This is a genomic window from Brachybacterium sp. SW0106-09 (genome assembly GCF_001293905.1).
GTDB lineage: Bacteria > Actinomycetota > Actinomycetes > Actinomycetales > Dermabacteraceae > Brachybacterium > Brachybacterium conglomeratum.
In genome coordinates this window covers 23,122-41,447 of the sequence record NZ_BCAK01000053.1, presented here as the reverse complement: position 1 = coordinate 41,447, position 18,326 = coordinate 23,122, and the positions used below count along the sequence as shown (strand labels likewise).

15 protein-coding genes and 1 tRNA gene are annotated in these 18,326 nt (G+C 75.2%); 4 read left to right on the top strand and 12 right to left on the bottom strand.

What is annotated here, in order from left to right:
• Positions 1-216 precede the first annotated feature (216 nt).
• Both Y09_RS14210 and dcd read right to left on the bottom strand, forming a co-directional pair.
• On the bottom strand, positions 217-1,023 hold the full coding sequence (locus tag Y09_RS14210) for a hypothetical protein (RefSeq protein WP_053918356.1): 807 nt from the start codon (positions 1,021-1,023) through the stop codon (positions 217-219).
• Positions 1,020-1,616, bottom strand: coding sequence for a dCTP deaminase (dcd, locus tag Y09_RS14205; protein WP_010550549.1), 597 nt, complete (start codon positions 1,614-1,616; stop codon positions 1,020-1,022). Before dcd ends, Y09_RS14210 begins: the two co-directional genes overlap by 4 nt.
• 141 nt (positions 1,617-1,757) lie before the next feature.
• Here dcd and Y09_RS14200 point away from each other — a divergent pair.
• Both Y09_RS14200 and Y09_RS14195 read left to right on the top strand, forming a co-directional pair.
• Positions 1,758-1,828 (top strand) — tRNA-Gly (locus Y09_RS14200).
• A 215-nt stretch (positions 1,829-2,043) separates the two neighbouring features.
• Positions 2,044-2,619: a TetR/AcrR family transcriptional regulator gene (locus tag Y09_RS14195; protein ID WP_053918353.1), complete on the top strand. Its 576-nt coding sequence runs from the start codon at positions 2,044-2,046 to the stop codon at positions 2,617-2,619.
• A 145-nt stretch (positions 2,620-2,764) separates the two neighbouring features.
• On the opposite strand, the gene Y09_RS14190 is transcribed toward Y09_RS14195, so the two are convergent.
• From Y09_RS14190 to Y09_RS14160, 7 genes are all read right to left on the bottom strand, one after another.
• Complete coding sequence (locus tag Y09_RS14190; RefSeq protein WP_053918351.1) at positions 2,765-5,218, bottom strand: hypothetical protein; 2,454 nt, start codon at positions 5,216-5,218, stop codon at positions 2,765-2,767.
• Between the two features lie 32 nt (positions 5,219-5,250).
• Positions 5,251-7,155: an NHL domain-containing thioredoxin family protein gene (locus tag Y09_RS14185; RefSeq protein ID WP_053918349.1), complete on the bottom strand. Its 1,905-nt coding sequence runs from the start codon at positions 7,153-7,155 to the stop codon at positions 5,251-5,253.
• A gap of 80 nt (positions 7,156-7,235) precedes the next feature.
• Entirely contained in the window at positions 7,236-7,913 is a 678-nt protein-coding gene (locus Y09_RS14180; protein ID WP_053918346.1) for an HAD family phosphatase, read from the bottom strand.
• Positions 7,910-8,623: an HAD family phosphatase gene (locus Y09_RS14175; protein ID WP_053918344.1), complete on the bottom strand. Its 714-nt coding sequence runs from the start codon at positions 8,621-8,623 to the stop codon at positions 7,910-7,912. The genes Y09_RS14180 and Y09_RS14175 overlap by 4 nt, the downstream gene beginning before the upstream one ends.
• 64 nt (positions 8,624-8,687) lie before the next feature.
• Entirely contained in the window at positions 8,688-9,977 is a 1,290-nt protein-coding gene (locus tag Y09_RS14170) for an O-acetylhomoserine aminocarboxypropyltransferase/cysteine synthase family protein (RefSeq protein WP_053918342.1), read from the bottom strand.
• A gap of 33 nt (positions 9,978-10,010) precedes the next feature.
• Positions 10,011-11,714 carry an ABC-F family ATP-binding cassette domain-containing protein gene (locus Y09_RS14165; protein ID WP_053918340.1) on the bottom strand — a complete coding sequence of 568 codons (1,704 nt, stop codon included), beginning with the start codon at positions 11,712-11,714 and terminating at the stop codon, positions 10,011-10,013.
• Between the two features lie 97 nt (positions 11,715-11,811).
• Positions 11,812-12,780 (bottom strand): N-acetylmuramic acid 6-phosphate etherase, encoded by a 969-nt coding sequence (locus Y09_RS14160; protein ID WP_053918338.1) that lies wholly within the window; start codon positions 12,778-12,780, stop codon positions 11,812-11,814.
• A 108-nt stretch (positions 12,781-12,888) separates the two neighbouring features.
• Between Y09_RS14160 and Y09_RS14155 the strand changes: the two genes are divergently transcribed.
• The gene (locus Y09_RS14155; protein WP_053918335.1) at positions 12,889-13,923 is read left to right on the top strand and encodes an N-acetylglucosamine kinase; all 1,035 of its coding nucleotides are present in this window, start codon (positions 12,889-12,891) and stop codon (positions 13,921-13,923) included.
• A 173-nt stretch (positions 13,924-14,096) separates the two neighbouring features.
• Positions 14,097-15,524, top strand: a complete 1,428-nt coding sequence (locus Y09_RS14150) for an NAD(P)/FAD-dependent oxidoreductase (RefSeq protein ID WP_053918333.1) — start codon at positions 14,097-14,099, stop codon at positions 15,522-15,524.
• 79 nt (positions 15,525-15,603) lie between these two features.
• Here the strand turns inward: Y09_RS14150 and Y09_RS14145 are convergent, their stop codons facing one another.
• Genes Y09_RS14145 through Y09_RS14135 form a run of 3 tightly spaced genes read right to left on the bottom strand, consistent with a single transcriptional unit; the run spans position 15,604 to position 18,325 of the window.
• A complete protein-coding gene (locus tag Y09_RS14145) occupies positions 15,604-17,358 on the bottom strand; it encodes a cytochrome c oxidase assembly protein (RefSeq protein ID WP_053918331.1) in 1,755 nt (584 codons plus the stop codon).
• Positions 17,355-17,765, bottom strand: coding sequence for a CrcB family protein (locus tag Y09_RS14140; RefSeq protein WP_053918329.1), 411 nt, complete (start codon positions 17,763-17,765; stop codon positions 17,355-17,357). Before Y09_RS14140 ends, Y09_RS14145 begins: the two co-directional genes overlap by 4 nt.
• Positions 17,762-18,325 carry a CrcB family protein gene (locus tag Y09_RS14135; protein WP_234695751.1) on the bottom strand — a complete coding sequence of 188 codons (564 nt, stop codon included), beginning with the start codon at positions 18,323-18,325 and terminating at the stop codon, positions 17,762-17,764. Before Y09_RS14135 ends, Y09_RS14140 begins: the two co-directional genes overlap by 4 nt.
• Between the last annotated feature and the right edge of the window lies 1 nt (position 18,326).

Sequence of the window (18,326 nt, the reverse complement as noted above, 5' to 3'; positions counted from 1 at the left end):
AGATCATCACCACCGATGCAGTGATCATCTGAAACCGCCTATGTGGCGCAGAGGAACGCCACACGCCACGAGCCGACACGGCCCCGTGGCGACAGGGCGGTGCCGGACCGTCGGACAGCGCCGCGGCGACGCCGGAGGGTCGGACAGCGACAGGCCGGCGTCGGCAGGTCGAGCGGGCCGGCAGCGGGAGGCGAGGAGCCGGGCGGCGGAAGGGGATCAGGCGAGGTCGGCGGGGTCCACCAGGAGGCCGTCGAGGTCCAGGACGTAGCCGCCGACGCTCTCGGCGATCAGCCCGGCGATCACCCCGATGCGCCGGTACGCCTCCTGCCACCGCTCCGCCGTCGGGGCGTCCGGCGTCTCGATCGCGTCCTCCTCCGGATCGGCGGTGACGTGGACGAGCTGGTAGTCCACGGCATCGCCCAGCCATTCGAGGGCACTGAGGGCGACGGGGCGGGCGCTGCGCCCCACCCGCACCTCGATCACGTCACCGCCGGGCAGCGGCGCGGTGAGCCCGTAGCCGGTGCGGGAGGTCTCCTCGGGGGCGCGGTCCAGCTCCGCCTCCGGCTCGAGCGGCGCGAGCAGCTGGGCGAGGGACTCCGGCGCGAGGGCGTGGGGGCTCGTGACCGTCAGGTCCCGCACGTGGTACGGATGCGGCTCGAGGCGGACGTGGTCGTCGGTGACGACAGCGCCGTACATACGCCGTGCGAGCGCCCAGGCCAGGTCGAGGCTCTCCCGCTCCACGCCGAAGGGCAGCCCCTTGGGGAAGGCGCGGCCGTAGCCGTGGGAGTCGACCATGCCCTCGGGGACGGGGTCCTCGCGCACCCATGGGGTCTCCAGGGTCCAGCGTCCCGCGCCGCGCGGCGTCCGGTCGGGGACCAGGCGGACGTCGTCCCCGATCTCGATCGCCCCGTCCTCGTCCTCCCGGGCGGTGGGGCGGACGTTGAGGATCATCGTGAGCACCTCGGCGGGGTCGGTGTCCCGCGGCAGCTGGAGACGATGGCTGGTGCGGACCGGCTCGGTCACTGCTGCTCCTCCTGGAGGGGGATCCGGGTGCGATGGAAGTTCTGCGCCGAGCGGGAGGGCGTGGGCCCGCGCTGGCCGAGATAGCGGTTGAGGTTCCCGGCGCTGCCGTAGGGGTTCTGCGACGGGCTGGAGAGGCGGAAGAAGCACAGCTGGCCGATCTTCATGCCGGGCCACAGCGCCACCGGGAGGGTCGCCATGTTCGACAGCTCCAGGGTGATGTGCCCGTCGAAGCCGGGGTCGATGAACCCGGCGGTCGAATGGGTCAGCAGCCCCAGCCGGCCCAGCGAGCTCTTGCCCTCCAGCCGGGCGGCGACGTCGCCCGGCAGGGTGATCTGCTCGTAGGTCGAGGCGAGCACGAACTCCCCCGGGTGCAGCATGTACGCCTCGTCGGGATCGACGGCGACCTCGCGCGTGAGGTCCGCCTGCTCGATCGAGGGATCGATCAGGGCATGCTTGTGGTTGTCGAAGAGGCGGAAGAAGCGGTCGATCCGCACGTCCACGGAGGCGGGCTGGATCATCGCCTCGTCGAAGGGGGACAGCCGCACCCGTCCGGCCTCGATCTCGGCCCGGATGTCTCGATCGCTCAGCAGCACGGCGACCAGACTAGTCCCCCACCGGCGCTGTGCGAGAGCTCGTCCCGAATCGTCCCGGTTCGCGGACCACTCCGGAGAGGGGGTATGCTGTCTCCCGTTCGCTCGGACGGCAGGCCTCCTGCACCGGCCGGGCACAGTTTCGCGGGTGTAGTTCAATGGTAGAACTTCAGCTTCCCAAGCTGACAGCGCGGGTTCGATTCCCGTCACCCGCTCTCGCGACCAGAGCCGCGATCTCCGTCCCCGGAGGTCGCGGCTCCGTCATGTCGGGGTCATGTCAGGGGTCGAAGTCCAGGATCACGTCCGAGTGGGCCCGCGCCCTTCTCCCGCCTCGCTCCCCGCCGCGGCGTGACGCGTTCCGATCCCCGCCGCGCAGGGGTCTGCGGCACACGGGTTCTGTCGAACGTCCCGGTGAGTGTAAGAATGCGGCATGCCCAAGATCATCGGAGGGTCGCTCGAGGAGCACCGCGAACGCACGCGGGAGAAGATCTTCGCCGCCCTGGCCGAGCTGCTGGAGACCCAGGAGTTCGAGACCATCACCTTCTCCCGCATCGCGGCCGCGGCCGGCGTGGGCCGCACCGCGATGTACAACCACTTCCCCGACCGCGAGACCCTCCTGATCGAGTACGCGATCCACGAGACGACGGACTACATCACCCAGCTGCGGGCCGGGGTCAGCGACTCGGCGACCCCGCGCGAGGCGGTCATCGCCTACGTGCGCACCCAGCTGGAGCTCACCGTCTCCTTCCACGTCCCGCAGGCCGCGGGCCGGGCCTCCCTCACCCCCGACGCGGCCTCGCGGATGCGCGAGCACGTGGTGCTGATCGAGGAGGTGCTCAGCACGATCGTGGAGGCCGGGATCGCGGCGGGCGACTTCTCCGCCGACCTCGACGTGACCGGCACCGTCCGGATCATCAACGGCCTGCTCGTCGGCTCCTCCGCGAAGCGCTACCCGCGCGAGGCGCTGGAGCGCTTCGTGCTGCAGGGGCTCGGCGCGACCGTCTGAGCGCGGTCGTGAGCGGCGCGGTGATGAGCGCGCTTTCGTGACCGCGTCGTCGTGAGCGCGCAGTCGTGACAGAGGGCCCGGCCCGCCTCCCTGGAGAGGCGGGCCGGGCCCTCTGTCCGGTCCGGGTGCTCGGCGCCCGGTCCTCTCAGCCCTTGCCCTTGCGCTTCCTGCGGGTGGGCCGGGCGGTGACGGTGACCTCGTGGCGGTCCTCCTCGTCGACCTCCCAGTCCATCGCGTCCAGGGAGTCCTCCGGGGCCTCCTCCGCAGTGCGGGAGAAGAGCGGACGGGACAGCTCCTCGTGCTCGTCCTCGAGGTCCACCTCTGGCGCGGTGGCGGTGATGACCCAGCAGGTCAGCGCGATGATGATCGCGACCACGGCGATGCCCCAGCGGAGATAGGAGCTGGTGCCGTCGGTGCTCATCCCCACCACGGCGCTCACCGCGAGCGCGGAGAGCAGAGAGGCGGTCAGCACCAGCGGCAGCGCCACCGAGCCGATCACGGAGCGCAGGATGCCGGTGAGCACCGCCCCGCCGAGCGCGCCGGAGTGCCCCCAGGAGCCGGGGCCGCCGTAGCGGCCGGAGCCGATCACGGCGGAGGCGCCGGCGAGGGTCGAGGCGGAGCCGAGGGTCCACAGCCCCAGGCCCGCCGCGGTCAGCACCACGCCGACGACGAGGCCCGGCAGGGCGGCCGGGCCGAGCCCGAAGCCGGCCACCACCGGGGCGAGCACCGAGACGACCACTGGGGTCAGCGCAGCCCGGCGCACCATCTCGGGCAGCTCGGGCAGCTCCGCGCCGTCACGGCCCTCGAGCATCGCCGCGCGGGTCTCCACGACCGCGTTCGCGCCGAGCCGGCGGGCGCCGTCCAGGAGCGAGGAGGTCATCAGCAGGACGGTCACCACGCCGAGGGCGACGCCGCCGAGCAGGGTGAGCGAGGCGGGGGTCGCCAGGTGCAGGGCCCGGTCCTCCCACACGGTCGCGGCGCGCGGGGCGAGCTGCAGCGCGGAGACGACGGGGCCGAGGGCGCCGAGGCCGATCAGCACTGCGGCGAGCAGCAGCGCGCCGAGCGGACCGGTCGCGATGCCGCCCGCGGCGCGGCGCGAGCCGCTCTCCGCCCCGGCGCGGTCCAGCAGCGTGGAGGCCAGCAGCGGCCCCGAATGACCGGCGACCACGATCAGCGCGCCGAGGCCGGCGTGGACCGCGAGGGTCAGGGCGAGGGAGGGCACACCGGCTGCGAGCACGGAGAGCACGGCGGCGATGAGGACCACGAGGGCGAGCGCCCCGGCGGCGGTCAGCGCCGAGGAGCCCAGGCCGGCGGTGAGGCCGAGCGCCCCGCCGGTGCGGGAGGTGCGGGCGGCGCGCAGCACGGAGCCGCCCAGGCGGTGGCCGGTGCCGCCCAGCAGCAGCACCGTCGCGAGCGCGGCGAGGGCGCCGAGGCCGAGCGCCGCGGCGACCACGACGTTCGGGGTGATGCCGTAGAGGGCGAGCATGTCGAGGAAGGCGGAGGCGTACTGCGAGTCGTCCGTCTGGGAGATGAACTGGCTCAGGTCGCCGCCGAGCTCCTCGATCTGCGGCTCGAGCTGCTCGCGCGGCGTATCGGTGCCGCCGGTGATCGCGGGGTCGGTGAAGTTCTCGAGCCCGACGTCCTCGAAGCGGAGGTCCTTGTACTGGGAGGGGATCCACAGCGCCGCAGCGGCGACCGCGCCGGCGGCGCCGAGCACGGAGGGGACCAGTCCGCCCAGCTGCAGCGCACCGCGCTCGTGGCCCTCGCGGCCCGCATGGGGGACGACGGCGGCGACGCCCGCGGCGAGCAGCGCGGTGCCCAGCGCCAGCAGCGTGACGACGAAGCCCTCGGCCGCGAGGACGGGCACGCCGAGCAGCACGCCGAGGGCGGCGCCGGCGGTCGCGACGGCGACGAGGTCGGCGCCGAGGGCCCCGCCGCGGCGCACCATGCGGGCGCTGCGCAGGTGGGGGCCGCCGAGGTTCTCCTCGTCGTCGACGTCGAGCTCGTGCTCGTCGGTGCCGACCAGCACCGCGGCCGCGGCCGCTCCCGCCTCGACCGGGGCCGCGCTGGCACGCACTACGAGGGCGGAGATCGCGGCGCCCGCGGCGAGGGCGATGAGCGCCGGCCCGGCCGTGGTCTGCAGGAACCACACCGCGATCACCACGGGCAGCGCGGCGAGCGCGAGCGCGCCGGCGACCGTGAGCGCCCCCAGACGCGGGACCATCGCCCCGCGCCGCTCGGGATCGACGCCGAGCGCGGCGAGCTGGATCGCCAGGCCCCGCCAGGCCGCGAGCGGGCCGAGCGCGAGCCCGACCAGCAGCATCGCCGAGCGCAGGATGCGGTCGTCGGTCCCGCCGGGGGCCAGGTACACCACCACGGCGAGCGGCAGCCCCACCCACAGCAGGATCGAGGCGGAGGACAGCAGCGGCGCGCCGAGCCGCCGTCCGAGCGTCGGGTCCACCTCGGCGCTGTCCTCGTCGCGCCGCAGCCGGGTGGGCACGACCGCCCCGGCGACGAGCGCGGCCACGGACAGTAGGCCGAGGACGAGCAGAGTGACGGCGAGATCGTCGCCGAGGGGGAATTGCGTGATCAGATCCACGGGTCGGCTTCAGCTTCCGTCGGCGTCAGAGGTCAGGCGAGCAGGGAGAGGTCCAGATGATCCGGGCCGCCCTCGACGACTCGGATCGGGACCCCCCAATCCTGCTGGTGCATGTGGCAGGCGGGGAACTCCACGGCCGGGTCCGCGTCGCAGGAGGCGGCGCGGGCGCTGACGTGGAGGACGCCCTCGGTGTACGCGGGGTCGAGGGTGACGGTGCGCTCGAGCGCGGTGTCCACCCCTCCCCCGCCGGTCAGCATCGAGGTGGGGGTGGTCGCGATCGTGACCTGCGTGGACGGCCCGAGGGAGTCGTCGAGCTTGTGCCCGGGCGGCGGCGTGAACAGCACCCGCACGGTGAGCGGGCCGGGACCCACCTCGGTCGCGGGCCGCTCGGAGCGCTGGGCGCCCTCGTCGATCACGCGCTCGGCGGCCTTCGCGACCGGCACCCAGGTGATGCGGTGCGCGCCGGACTCGACGACGATCAGCTGGCCGATCCCGTCCACGGGCGGGCCGACGATCGCGTCGGAGGGCTCCTTGAGGTCGGTCGCGACGGTGACGACCTCGCCGGTCTCCTCGTCCAGGAGGCGGATCGCGCCGTTGTAGGTGTCGGCGATCGCGATGCGCCCGTCGGGCAGGGCGGTCACGCCGAGCGGGTGCTGGAGGCGGGCCCGGTCGAGCGGTCCGTCCACATGGCCGAAGTCGAACAGGCCCTTGCCCACCAGCGTGCTGACCTGCATGGTCTGCGGGTCCAGGAGCCGCACCGCGGAGGACTCGGAGTCCGCGATCACGATCCGGCCGTCGGGCATCTCGTCCAGGCCCGAGGGCTGGGCCCACCAGGAGGTGACGGCGGGGCCGTCGACCAGGCCCTCCTGGGTGGTGCCCGCGAGGACCAGCAGGGCGCCGGTGACGGGATCATAGGTCCACAGCTGGTGGATCCCGGCCATGGCGATCACGGCCCGGTTCAGGGAGTGGCTCCAGGTGAGGTCCCAGGGGGTGGAGAGGCTGTAGGTGCGGGCATCGCCCTCGCCGCGCGGCAGCGGCTCGCCCTGCATCCACTGCTCGCCGGTGCCGGCGACGGTGACGACCTCGGTCGTGGTGCGGGAGCGCAGCAGGCGGTCCTGCCCGATCTTCACGCCGCGCAGGCGGTGCCCGGCGGTGTCGGCGACCAGGAGGTCGTAGCCCACCTCCTGGGCGACCTCGGCGGGCAGGGCGAGGACGCCGTTGGGCTCGGCGAACTGGGCGGTGTCCTCGTCGCCGTCGGCATGGCCGCGCTCCCCGGTGCCGATGATCGCGTCGACCGTCGCGCCGTCGGCCTGGAAGACGACCAGGCGGTGCTGGCCCGCGTCGGAGACCACCAGCCGGCCGTCGCGCAGGACGGCGAGCTTCGAGGGGAAGCGGAGGGTCTGCTCGGACCGCTCGGCGAGGACGGTCGGCGCGGGGCCGCGGCGCAGCGAGCCGTCGGCCTCGCCCTCGGCGACGAGCTCGGCGACCAGGCGGTCGAGGTTCGCGGCATGGCCCTCGCCGGAGAGGTTGCCGGCGATCCGGCCGTGGGTGTCCAGGACCATCAGGGTGGGCCAGGCGCGGGCGCCGTAGGCGCTCCAGGTCTCCAGCTCCGGATCGTCGATCACGGGGTGGGAGACCTCGTAGCGCTCGATGTTGGCCTGCAGCGCCTCGGGGTCCTTCTCGAACTCGAACTTCGGGGAGTGCACGCCGATGACGACGAGCTCATCGGCCCACTTCTCCTCGAGGGGGCGCAGCTCGTCCAGGACGTGCAGACAGTTCACGCAGCAGAACGTCCAGAAGTCCAGCAGCACGATCTTCCCGCGCAGCGTCTCGAGGTCCAGCTCGGCGCCGCCGGTGTTCAGCCAGCCGCGGCCGCGCAGCGGCGAGCCGTGGGCGCGGGAGGTCAGGGGCGCGGAGGGGTCCGACGAAGTGGTCATGGGGTCCAGTGAACACCGGATCGACGCCCGGGGGCCAACTCGGGTGACAGCGCGGACATCCGCGCCGGATCACTCCCGGGTCACCAGGTCGCGATCCAGGCCCCGAGCTCGGGATCGGTGAGGGAGGTGAGGGCGAGGTCCGCGGGCGGGACGGGGTGCCCGGGCGCGGGGACCGCGATGAGGCGCAGCCCCGCGTCGCGGGCGGCGCGGGCACCGGTCCCGGAGTCCTCCAGGGCCAGACAGTCCTCGGGCCGCTGGCCCAGGGCGCGGGCCGCCGCGGCGTACATGTCGGGGGCCGGCTTGGGGTCCTCGACGGTGTCCGAGGCCTCCAGGACGGTGAAGTGCTCCCGCAGGCCGCCGGCGACGAGCTTGTGGTCCAGCGCCTCGAGCCAGGAGTTCGAGGCGCAGCCCAGCGGCACCCGGGCCGCCGCCGCCCGCAGCACCTCGGCCGCGCCGGGCAGGGTGCGCACCCCGCCGGAGAGCTCGTGGTCGAACTCGCGGTGCAGGTCGGCGAGGACCTCGGCCTCGGTGTGGCCGGAGCGGCGGGCGATCAGCTCGGCGGCGACCTCGATCGTCGAGCCGTGCAGTACGGCGTCGTCCTCGGGGTCCAGGACCGCGCCGCGCGCGGCGACGACCGTGTCCTGGGCGCGCTGCCACACCGACTCGGTGTCCAGCAGCAGGCCGTCGCAGTCGAAGACGACGGCGCGCGGGGTCCAGTCGCCGAAGGCGCGGGCGAAGCGGTCGGGCGAGGTGCTCACCGGCGGGCCTCCCAGCTCGAGATCCAGTCGGCGAGGACGGGGTCCTCGAGGGAGTCGAGCCGGCGCGGCGCGACGGGGTCCTGCCCGGGGATCGACGGCACCGCGATGAGCTGCATCCCGGCGGCGAGGGCGGCCCGGGCGCCGGTCTCCGAGTCCTCCAGCGCCAGGCAGTCGGCGGGGTCGGCGCCGAGCGCCGCGGCGGCGGCGAGGTAGAGGTCGGGGGCCGGCTTCCCGGCGGCGACGTCGTCGAGGGAGACCCGGGCGTCGAAGGCGCCCGTGAGGCCGAGCGCGTCGAGGGTCCGCTCGAGCAGGTCCCGGGGAGAGTTCGAGGCGACGGCGACGGGGCGCACCGCGGCGACCGCCCGGACGGTCCTGACCGCCCCGGGCAGCGGCACGAGCGGCTCCTCCAGACGCTCCTGGTGGGCGGCCATGAGCTCCGCCCCGGCGCGGTGCGGGTCCTTGCCGATGGCCGCGGCGATCGCGGTGACCACGACCTCGATCGGCTGGCCGGTCAGGGCGCGGCGCGCCTCCGGGTCGAGGGAGGCGCCGTGGTCGGCGAGATAGTCCTCCTGCAGCGCGAGCCAGCGCCCCTCGGTGTCCACCAGCAGCCCGTCGCAGTCCACCACCACGGCGGCCGGGGACCACGCGGGCGGCCACGTCTCCAGCGGGGAGGGTGCCAGGAGGGCGCCGGGGTCGCTCGCATCGCTCATGGCCCCAGCCTAACGATCACCGCGACCCCGGCGTCCAGCGCGCTCCTGCCCGCGGCGCGGCCGCTCAGGCCGACACCGCCGCGAGCCCCTGCTCGAGGTCGGCGAGGATGTCGTCGATGTGCTCGATGCCCACGGAGAGGCGCACGAAGCCGGGGGCGACGCCGGCGGCGCGCAGCTCCTCCTCGGTCAGCTGCGAGTGGGTGGTCGAGGCGGGGTGGATGACGAGGCTGCGCACGTCGCCGACGTTCGCCACGTGCGAGTGGAGGGTGAGGGCGTCCACGAAGCGGCGCCCGGCCTCGAGGCCGCCGGGCAGCTCGAAGCCGAGCACGCTGCCGGAGCCCTTCGGGAGATAGCGCTGGGCCCGCTCGTGGTGCGGGGAGGAGGGCAGGGAGGCCCAGGTGACCGTGCCCACCCGCTCGTCGGCCTCGAGGAAGTCGGCGACGCGGCGGGTGTTCTCCAGGTGGCGCTCCATCCGCAGCGGCAGCGTCTCGAGGCCCTGCCCGATGAGGAAGGCGTTGAACGGGGAGACGGCCGGGCCCAGGTCGCGCAGCAGGTTGGTGCGGGCGCGGGTCGCGAAGGGGCCGGGCACGCCGGCGAAGACGAGGCCGTTGTAGGACTCGTCGGGCTCGGTGAACTGGGGGTACTTCTCGGCGTGGGCGGTGAAGTCGAAGCTGCCGCCGTCCACGATCGCGCCGGCGATCGAGGTGCCGTGCCCGCCGAGGAACTTGGTCGCGGAGTGGACGACCACGTCCGCGCCGTGCTCGAGGGGGCGCAGCAGGTAGGGCGTCGCGACGGTGTTGTCGACGATCAGCGGGACGCCGACCTCGTGGGCGACGTCGGCGAGGGCGCGCAGGTCCGGGATGTCCTGCTGGGGGTTCGGGATCGACTCCACGAAGAAGGCGCGGGTGGTTTCGTCCACGGCGGCGCGCCAGGAGGCGGGATCGGTCGGGTCCTCGATCCACTGCGGGGTGATGCCGAGGCGGGTGAGGGTGTGCTTGAAGAGGTTGAAGGAGCCGCCGTACAGGCTCGGGGAGACGGCGATCGAGTCGCCCGCCCCGGCGAGGTTCAGGATCGACAGCGTGATGGCGCTCTGCCCGGAGGCGAGCAGGAGCCCGGCCACGCCGCCCTCGAGCGCGGCGATGCGGTCCTCGACCGCGGCCTGGGTGGGGTTGGTGATGCGGGTGTAGATCGGGGCGGCCTCGGCGAGCGCGAAGCGGTCCGCGGCGGACTGCGCCGAGGGGAAGACGAAGCTGGTCGTCTGGTGGATGGGCAGGGCGCGCGAGCCCGCGTCGGTGTCGGGGGTCTGGCCGGCGTGGACGGCGAGGGTCTCGAACTTCTGGTCCTGCTGCGTCATGGCTGCGCTCCTCCTGGGCGTCGGGGGCTGCGCTCAGCCTGTCCGCCGCGCGCCGGCGGGGCGAGGACTGTGAACGTCTGTGTCGCCGAGCTCGAGCAGCTCCCCGTCCCAGCGGCGGCGCAGCCAGCGGTCGTGGGAGGCGATCAGCACGGTCCCGCCCCAGTCCGCGAGCGCGGCCTCGAGCCGGGTCGCGGTGACCAGGGCCAGATGGTTGGTGGGCTCGTCCAGGATCAGCAGCTCGGGCGGGTCCAGCAGCACCGCGGCGAGCATGACGCGGCGCAGCTGCCCGCGGGAGAGGGTCTCCAGGGGGCGGGCGAGGTCGCGGGGATGGACGAGACCGAACAGCTCCGGCTGCTCGTCCTCCTCGAGGCCGGCGGCGCGGCGCAGATGGGCGCCGACGGTCCGGCCGGGCACGGGCTCGTCGTCCTGGCGGAGGTGCCCGATCCGCAGCGAGCGGGGCCGGCTCACAGTGCCGGAGGTCGGCGCGAGCCGGCCCGCCACCACGTCGAGCAGGGTCGACTTCCCGCTGCCGTTCGCGCCGGTGACCAGCAGGTGCTCCCCTGCCGAGAGGGCGAGGGAGACCGGTGCGAGCCGGTCCGCGACGGCGACCTCCGCCAGGGCGAGCTGGACCTGGCCGGCACCGCGCGGGGCGTCGGGCAGGTGGGTGAGCTCGAGCTCGGCCGGAGGCTTCCTGACCTGGTCCTGCTCGAGCTGGGCGAGGCGCTGCTCGGCGTCGCGCACGTGCCGGGAGACGCGCACGGCGTTGCGGTCGGCGAAGAACTTCCGGGCGATCTTCACCTCCGCCCGGCTGCGGGACTCGCGCCCCAGGGTGTGAGCATCCCTGGCGACCTCCCGCAGCCGGTTCAGCTCCTCCTGCTCGGTGCGATAGCGGTGCTCCCACCGGTCGCGGGCCTCGTAGCGGGCCAGCAGGTAGTCGCTGAAGGTGCCGGTGAAGGCGCGCAGACCGCCGGGCTCCTCGCCGAGCGGCGACTCGGCGGGGTCGAGGTCGAGCTGGGCGGAGGTCGCGTCGTCGAGGAAGGCGCGGTCGTGGCTGGCGATGAGCACGGGGCCGGGATGGGCGGCGATCGCACCCGCGACGAAGGCGGCGGCCTCGTCGTCGAGATGATTCGTCGGCTCGTCGAGCAGCCAGCTGGTGGGACGGGCGATCAGCAGGTGCGCGAGCGCGAGCCGTTCGCGCTGACCGCCGCTGATCTCCCCGAGCGGGGTGTCGCCGGGCAGGTCCGCGAGGCCGAGTCCGGCAAGGGTCTCCTCGGCGCGGCGCGGCGCGTTCCAGACGTCGGCGAGGGTCGCCTCGGCGAGGACGTGGTCGTAGCGGGCGGCGGCCGCGGCGGTGCCGCCGGCGAGCTCCTCCCCCGCCGTGATCAGCTCCCGCTCGAGGCGCCGGGAGCGCTCGAGCGCCTCGGCGACGACCTCGGCGAGCGGGGTGCGGGCACCGAAGAGCAGCTCCTGGCGCAGCATCCCGACGGGGCCGGGCACCTCGCAGGTGCCGGCGTCGGGGTGGAGGTCCTCGGCGAGGACCCGCAGCAGGGTGGACTTGCCGCTGCCGTTCTCGCCGAGCAGCCCGGTGGGGCGCCCGGCGGGCACGACGAGGCTCACGTCGGTCAGGACGCGGCGGTCGGCGGCGAGGCCGGGATAGGTGAAGGAGATCCCGTCGGCCCGCAGGTGCAGGGAGGGGTCGGCGGCCGCGGGGGCGGCGGACGGGGTGTAGGAGGGCATGGATCAGCTTCTCGGCGCGGAGGGACGGCGGGCGCGGGGCTGATCACAGACGCATGGCGACCACGGTAGGGGCCGCGCCCCGGCGCCGTCGAGGGAATTACCCGCCCAGCGCCGCGACCGCGGAGCGGATCCCGGCGGGGTCGCCGATCCGGCGGGGGTCCCGGGGGAAGTCCTCGAGCGCGGCGGCCGACGCCCGGGCGTCCGTCCCGGACAGCAGCGCGACCAGCGCGACGCGCACGCTGCCACCCGCGTCCTCGAGCACCCGCGCCGCCTCCTCGGGCTCGGCGCCGCTGGCCTGGACGAGCATCCGCACGGTGCGGGCGACGAGCTTCTCGTTCGTGGGCCGCACCTGGATCATCAGGTTCCCGAAGGTGGTCCCGAGCCGGACCATCGTCGCGGTGGAGAGGGCGTTGAGGGTGAGCTTCTGCGCGGTCCCGGCCTTCATGCGGGTGGAGCCGGTGACCACCTCGGGGCCGACGTCGAGGAGGATCGCATGGTCCGCGAGCGGGGCGAGCGGAGCGGCGGGGTTCGCGGAGATCAGCGCGGTGGGCATCCCCGCGGCGCGGGCGGCCTCGAGCGCGCCGGCCACGAAGGGGGTGCGGCCGCTCGCGGCGAGGCCGATCACGACATCGCCCTCACGGCACTGCTCGCGCACCAGCTGTGCGCCCTGCGCGGCGGAGTCCTCGGCGCCCTCGACCGCGGTGAGGAAGGCGCCGGGCCCGCCCGCGAGATGGGCGGTGACCATCGACTCGTCGGCGTCGAAGGTCGGGGCGAGCTCGACCGCGTCCAGCACCGCGAGCCGGCCCGAGGTGCCGGCCCCGAGGTAGTGGACGGTGCCGCCGTCCGCGATCGCCGCCACGCACGTCTCCACCAGCGCGGCGATCTCGGCGGAGCGCGCCTGGACCGCCGCGGCGACGGTCGCGTCCTCGCCGAGGATCACGTCGACCATCCCGTGGGCGTCGAGGGTGTCCAGCTCGGCGCTGGCGGGATTGCGCTCCTCGGTGGGCGAGGCGAGCCCCACCAGGTCGACGTCGAGGCGGCTCGGGTCCCTGCGGGGGTTGCTCACGTGGTCTCCAATGATCGGTGGGCGTCGCACGGGACAGCGTAGGACAGGCGGGCGCGGCCCCTACGATGTGGGGGACGCTCGACGGGGAACGCTGGAGGAGGGAGCCCTATGCGCCAGCACCTGGTGCTCGCCGGGGATGTCGGGGGGACGCGCTCGCGGCTGGTCGCCGCGTCGGTGGGCGGCGGGCTCCTCGCGCAGGTCGAGGGGCCGGGAGCGAACCTCCGCTCCTCGGGTCCGGCGGCCTTCGACGCGCTCGCGGCCACGATCGCCGAGGTGCTCGAGCAGGCGCGGCTCGCACTGCGCGCCGCCGACGCGGACGTCGACGACGACACCTCCGACGGGCCCGCCGGCCCGCTCGCCGACGCCCCCGCCGCCGAGGTCGCGGCGGTCGCGCTCGGCATCTCCGGGGCGGGGCCGGCGCGTGCGGCGGAGGTCCGCGCCGCGGTCGGCGAGCGCCTCGACCCGCTCGGGATCCCCGCCGAGCGCCTCCTGGTCACCGACGACCTGCACACCGCCTTCCTCTCGGGTGGGGTGGGCGACGACGGCCTGCTGGTGCTCGCCGGGACCGGCGCGGTCGCGGTCCGCTTCCGTGACCGGGAGGCGATCGCCCGCCGCGACGGGATGGGCTGGCTGCTGGGCGATGTCGGCTCCGCGGTGTGGCTGGGGCGGCGCACCCTCGAGGCGGTCGCCGCGGACCTCGACGCACGCGGCCCCCGCACCCTGCTGACCGAGGAGGTCGGCGCCGCGCTGGGCCTGGACCTGCGCGAGGGGCTCCGCCCGCTCTCACCCACCGGCGACCCGCGCCAGGACCTGATCCGCGCGCTCGACGAGCACCTGCCCGCCGGGGCGCCGGCGGCGCTGGGACGCTTCGCGCCGCTGCCCGCCCGGGTGCGGGAGGACCCGGTCGCCCGCGGCATCCTCGCCGCCGTGATCGAGCACGTGCTGGACACGGTTCAGGCGCTGGATCCGGAGGCGGTGCTGCCCGTGGTGCTCGCCGGCTCCGTGCTCACCGGCCCGGGCCCGATCCATGACGAGGTGACGGCCTCGCTGCAGGACCGTCGCCGCTCCGTGAGCCCCGCGCCCGACGGGCTGCCGGGCGCGCTGCTGCTCGCCCGCGAGCTCGCGGGGCGGGTCGCCGGATGACCCGCGCACGTCGCCTGGTGCGCCACCAGGTGGTCCTCGCCCGTGTCGTGACGACGCCCATCACCACGCTCGGCGTCTTCGCGGTGATCACCGCGGTCGCCTGAACCGCCCCCGCGCGGAGACTAGGATGGCGGGCGTCAGCGCGCCGTCCACCCGGAAGAAGGCTCCTTTCGATGCCCGAGCTCCACGACCAGATCCCCACCCGTGAGAAGGTGCTGATCATCGGCGCCGGCCCCGCCGGCCTCGCCGCCGCGGCGTCGCTGAAGGCGCTCGAGGTGCCCTTCGACATCGTGGACCGCGCCGACCACGTCGGCGGCATCTGGGACCCCGAGCGGGAGGACTCCCCGATCTGGCCGGCGATGGAGATGATCTCCTCGCGGGAGCAGACCCAGTACGAGGACCTCCTGCAGCCGGTCTCCTTCCCCGAGTTCCTCACCCCCGCGCACATGGCGAAGTACCTGCGCGCCTACGCCTCCCGCCACGGGATCACCGACCACTTCCGCCCGCGCACCGCCGTGCGCGCCGCACGCCCCTTCGAGGAGGGCGTGTGGGAGGTGGAGCTCTCCACCGGCGAGATCGGGATCTACCGCGCAGTGATCTCCGCGCACGGCATCTCGCAGCGCCCCCACCGCCCCGACTGGGCCGCCGACGTCCCGAGCACGGTGCAGGTCATGCACTCCTCGGAGTGGACCGGCGCCGACGGTCTCGAGGGCAGGCGGGTGCTGGTCGTCGGCTCCGGCCAGTCCGCCGCGGACATCGCGGTCGACGCCGCCCGTCGCGCGCTCGAGGTGCGCTGGTCGATGCGCACCGGCCACTGGGTGGTGCCGCGCCGCATCGCCGGGATCCCCGGCGACGTCGCCTCCGCGCGCGAGCCCGCGATGCTCGGCGGGCTGAACGCGAGGATCGCCGAGACCGTGGTGCGACGCACCGTCGGCGACCCGGTCGAGGCCGGTCTGCCCCGCCCGGCGCAGCCCCTGCTCGAGGACCGCGTGATCGTCTCCGACGACCTGCTGCAGCGGGTCCGCGAGGGGCGCATCACCCCCGCCGGCGAGGTCCAGGGCGTGGACGCCGAGGGCGTGGTCACGCACGCCCGCGGCCGCGACGCCTTCGGCACCGACACCTACCGTGCGGACCTGATCGTGCTGGCCACCGGCTACGAGACCGGGGCCGACCACCTCCCCGAGGACCTCGTGCCCCGCACCGCGAGCGGCGAGAGCGACCTCTTCCTCGGCGCCTTCGCCCGCGGCCGCGACGACCTCGTGATCCTCGGCCAGCAGCGGGTCTCCGGCGGCGTGCTGCCGCTCCTCGTCGAGCAGGCCGACATCGCCGCCTACGTGCTCGCCGCGACCCGCGACGGCGGCACCTCTCCCGCGCTCGAGCAGTTCCGTCGCGTGCGCGGCGGCGCCGAGGCCGCGATCCCGGCCCGTCCCGCCCCCGCCTCCGGCGGTCTGCGCGGCCGGCTCGAGACCGCCGTCGGCGCCCGCCGCGTCACCCCGCGCGAGGTCCCCTCCGGCGCCGGCGCCCGGGAGGGCCTGGTCCCCGCCGTGGACCGCGAGACCCAGCTCGCGCGGCTCCGCTCGGTGCGCAGCCTCTTCGGCTGAGCGGTCCCCGGGGGTCGACGCCCCGCCGCACGCTCCGACGAAGGGGCCCGCGCAGCGGCGCGGGCCCCTCGTCGTGCGGTCAGCCGCGGCGCCCGCGGTTCCGCAGCGCCGCCCCGCCGGCCACGAGCGCGATGAGCACCACGACGACGAGCACGAGCGTGCCCGCGGACTGCTGATCGGCGAGCGCGTCGGCCCGCCAGGTGCGGCCGGTCGCGCCGAACCAGCTCGCCGCCAGGAGCCGCTCCGTGCTGCGCAGCGCGATCCCCCCGGCAGCGCCCAGCAGCAGCGGGACCGCCGCGACCCAGGCCCGACGCGGCGCGGGCGCGAGCCTGACGGCGAGCGCGATCAGCGCACCGGCGGCGAGAGCCAGCAGCTGCAGCGCGAGATGGGCGGCGTGGCTGTCCAGGGCGGCGCGGAGCAGCGGCGGGCTGATGTAGCAGGCGGCGAGCAGCAGCGGCCCGGCCGCGGCGAGCAGCGCCGCGAGCGGCCAGCGCCCCTCCAGCAGGGTGCGCAGACGCGGCGGGATCGTCATCGCGCAGCCCAGCAGCACCCCGGCGGGCACGAGCAGCAGCACGTGCTGGAGGACGTGGGCGGAGACGAGCACCTTGCCGTACACGTTCAGAGGGCCCGAGGTCAGCAGCACGAGCGCGGCGGCCCCGAGCAGGAGCTGCAGGCTGCGTCCACGCGGACGCGGCGGGGCGCTCGGCCTCCACCACAGCAGCAGCAGGACGCAGGCGAGCGCCGCCCCGAAGGGGTCCGGTCGCCACTGCCCGAGCACGGTGACGAGGTCCGGGGCGGGAGGCAGGGGGTAGCCGGTGAGCGTGCCGGCGGTGCCCGCCGGCGGGGTGCCCTCCTCCTCGGGCGGCGGGGAGGAGCTCATCGCCGCGGCGAGCGCGACGGCGAGCCCCATCAGCGCCAGCTCGAGCAGGGCGAGTCGCCGGTAGGTCCCCAGCGCCCGGCGCCCCTCGGAGTCCGTGCCGAGCCCGGTGGCGAGCTGGCGGCGCTGGAGCGCGCCGAGCAGGCCCAGGAGCAGCAGCACCACGGCCTTGCCGAGCCCGATCTGCACGTACGCGCTGGTGAGGAGCTCCGCGGGGGTGTTCATGCGCACCACGAGCGCGAGCACCCCGCTCAGCGCCAGGGCGATCCAGCAGATCAGCGCGAGATGGGAGTAGCCGCGCAGCACGCGCACGTCGTCGCGGCTGCGATCGGTGAGCACCTGCAGCACGGCGAGGCCGCCCAGCCAGATCCCCACCGCCAGCAGGTGCACGAGCATCGTGGAGGTGGCGATCTCGTGGGTCTCGTCGCCCGCGGCGTGCCCGGTCATCGCGGCGGAGAAGGCGACGACGGAGGAGAGGACCGCGACGGCGCGGGCGAGAGCGGCGGAGGTGCCGAGCACGGCGACGGTGGTGGTCGCCGCGGCGGCCAGCAGCCCGCACAGGAGCCAGACGCCGAGCTCCGTGGCGAGGAACACCCCGAGGTCGGAGCCGAAGCGCGGCGAGCCGACGGGCTGCCCGGTCGCGATCGCGTAGGAGAACGTGAGGGAGGCGCCGCGGGCGAGGGTGGTGGCCGCGGCGGCGCCCGCGACGATGCCGAGGGCGCGGGTGCGGTCGGCCTCCTCGCGCAGGAGCCAGCCGGCGACCACGGCGCCGCCGAGGGTCAGTGCGGCGGCGAGGTCGGCGAGGTTCGCGGCGACCGGGGCGCCGATCCGGGCGAGGGGACCCGCGTCCAGCAGCACGAGGTTGTCGCCGCCGGCGGCCTCGGCCGCGAGGACGGCGAGCAGGCTCAGCACCGCGAGGGCGGGCAGGAGGGCGAGGAGGGTGCGGCGCAGCGTCATGAGGCGATCACCAGTCCCACCCAGAGGGCGCCCATGCCGGTGCCGACGCTGAGCATCAGGTAGGCCAGCGCGATCGAGTAGGCGCCGCCGCGGACGAGCACGACGATGTCGTGCGCGGCGGTGGAGAGGGTGGAGAGCCCGCCGCAGAAGCCGCCGCCGAGCAGCACGTAGAACACGCCGCCCGCACCGGTGGCGGAGCCGAGCCGCGCCACGACGATGCCGAGCAGGAAGCAGGCCGCGACGTTGACCAGGAAGGTCAGCCAGGGCACGAGCTGCTCCGAGTTCTCGATGCCGCGGGCGGCGATCATGCGGGTGCCGGCGGTCTGCACGCCCCAGCGGGCGACCGCCCCGAGGCCGCCGCCCACGCAGACCACGGCGAGGCTGAGGACGAGCTGCAGCGCCGTCATGCCGCCCCTCCGTCCGTCGCCTCGAGCCCTCGGGCGCCGAGGCGGTTGCCCAGCAGCAGACCGAGGACGATCGCGCCGAGGCACAGCGCGAGGGTCAGCGCGGCGTACAGCAGGGCCAGCAGAGGGAAGTCCGCGCCGATCATCGCCGAGCCCCCGAGCACCACGGTGGACATGGTCGTGAAGCCGCCGCACAGCCCGGTGCCCAGCAGCGGGCGCATCCACGGCCGTCCTTCGCGCACCTCGAGCACGCCGTTGAGCGCGCCGAGCCCGAGGGAGCCCAGCACGTTCACGGTGAGGGTCGCCCACGGCACCTCGACCAGGGTGGGGGTGGTCACGGCGGGGTCGAGCACGGTCAGCAGGAAGCGGAGCATCGCCCCGAGCGCCCCGCCGGCGGCGACGAGCAGGGCGATCCGCCAGGTCGCCGGCGCCGGACGGACCGGGCCCGAGACGAGGGTCTCGGAGTCGGCGACGTCCACGTCGCGCAGGGCCGTCATCTCCACGGTGTGCATGCGGGGGTCGTCGCGCCGCGGCGGCGGGGAAGTGGGCGGGCTCGAGGTCACC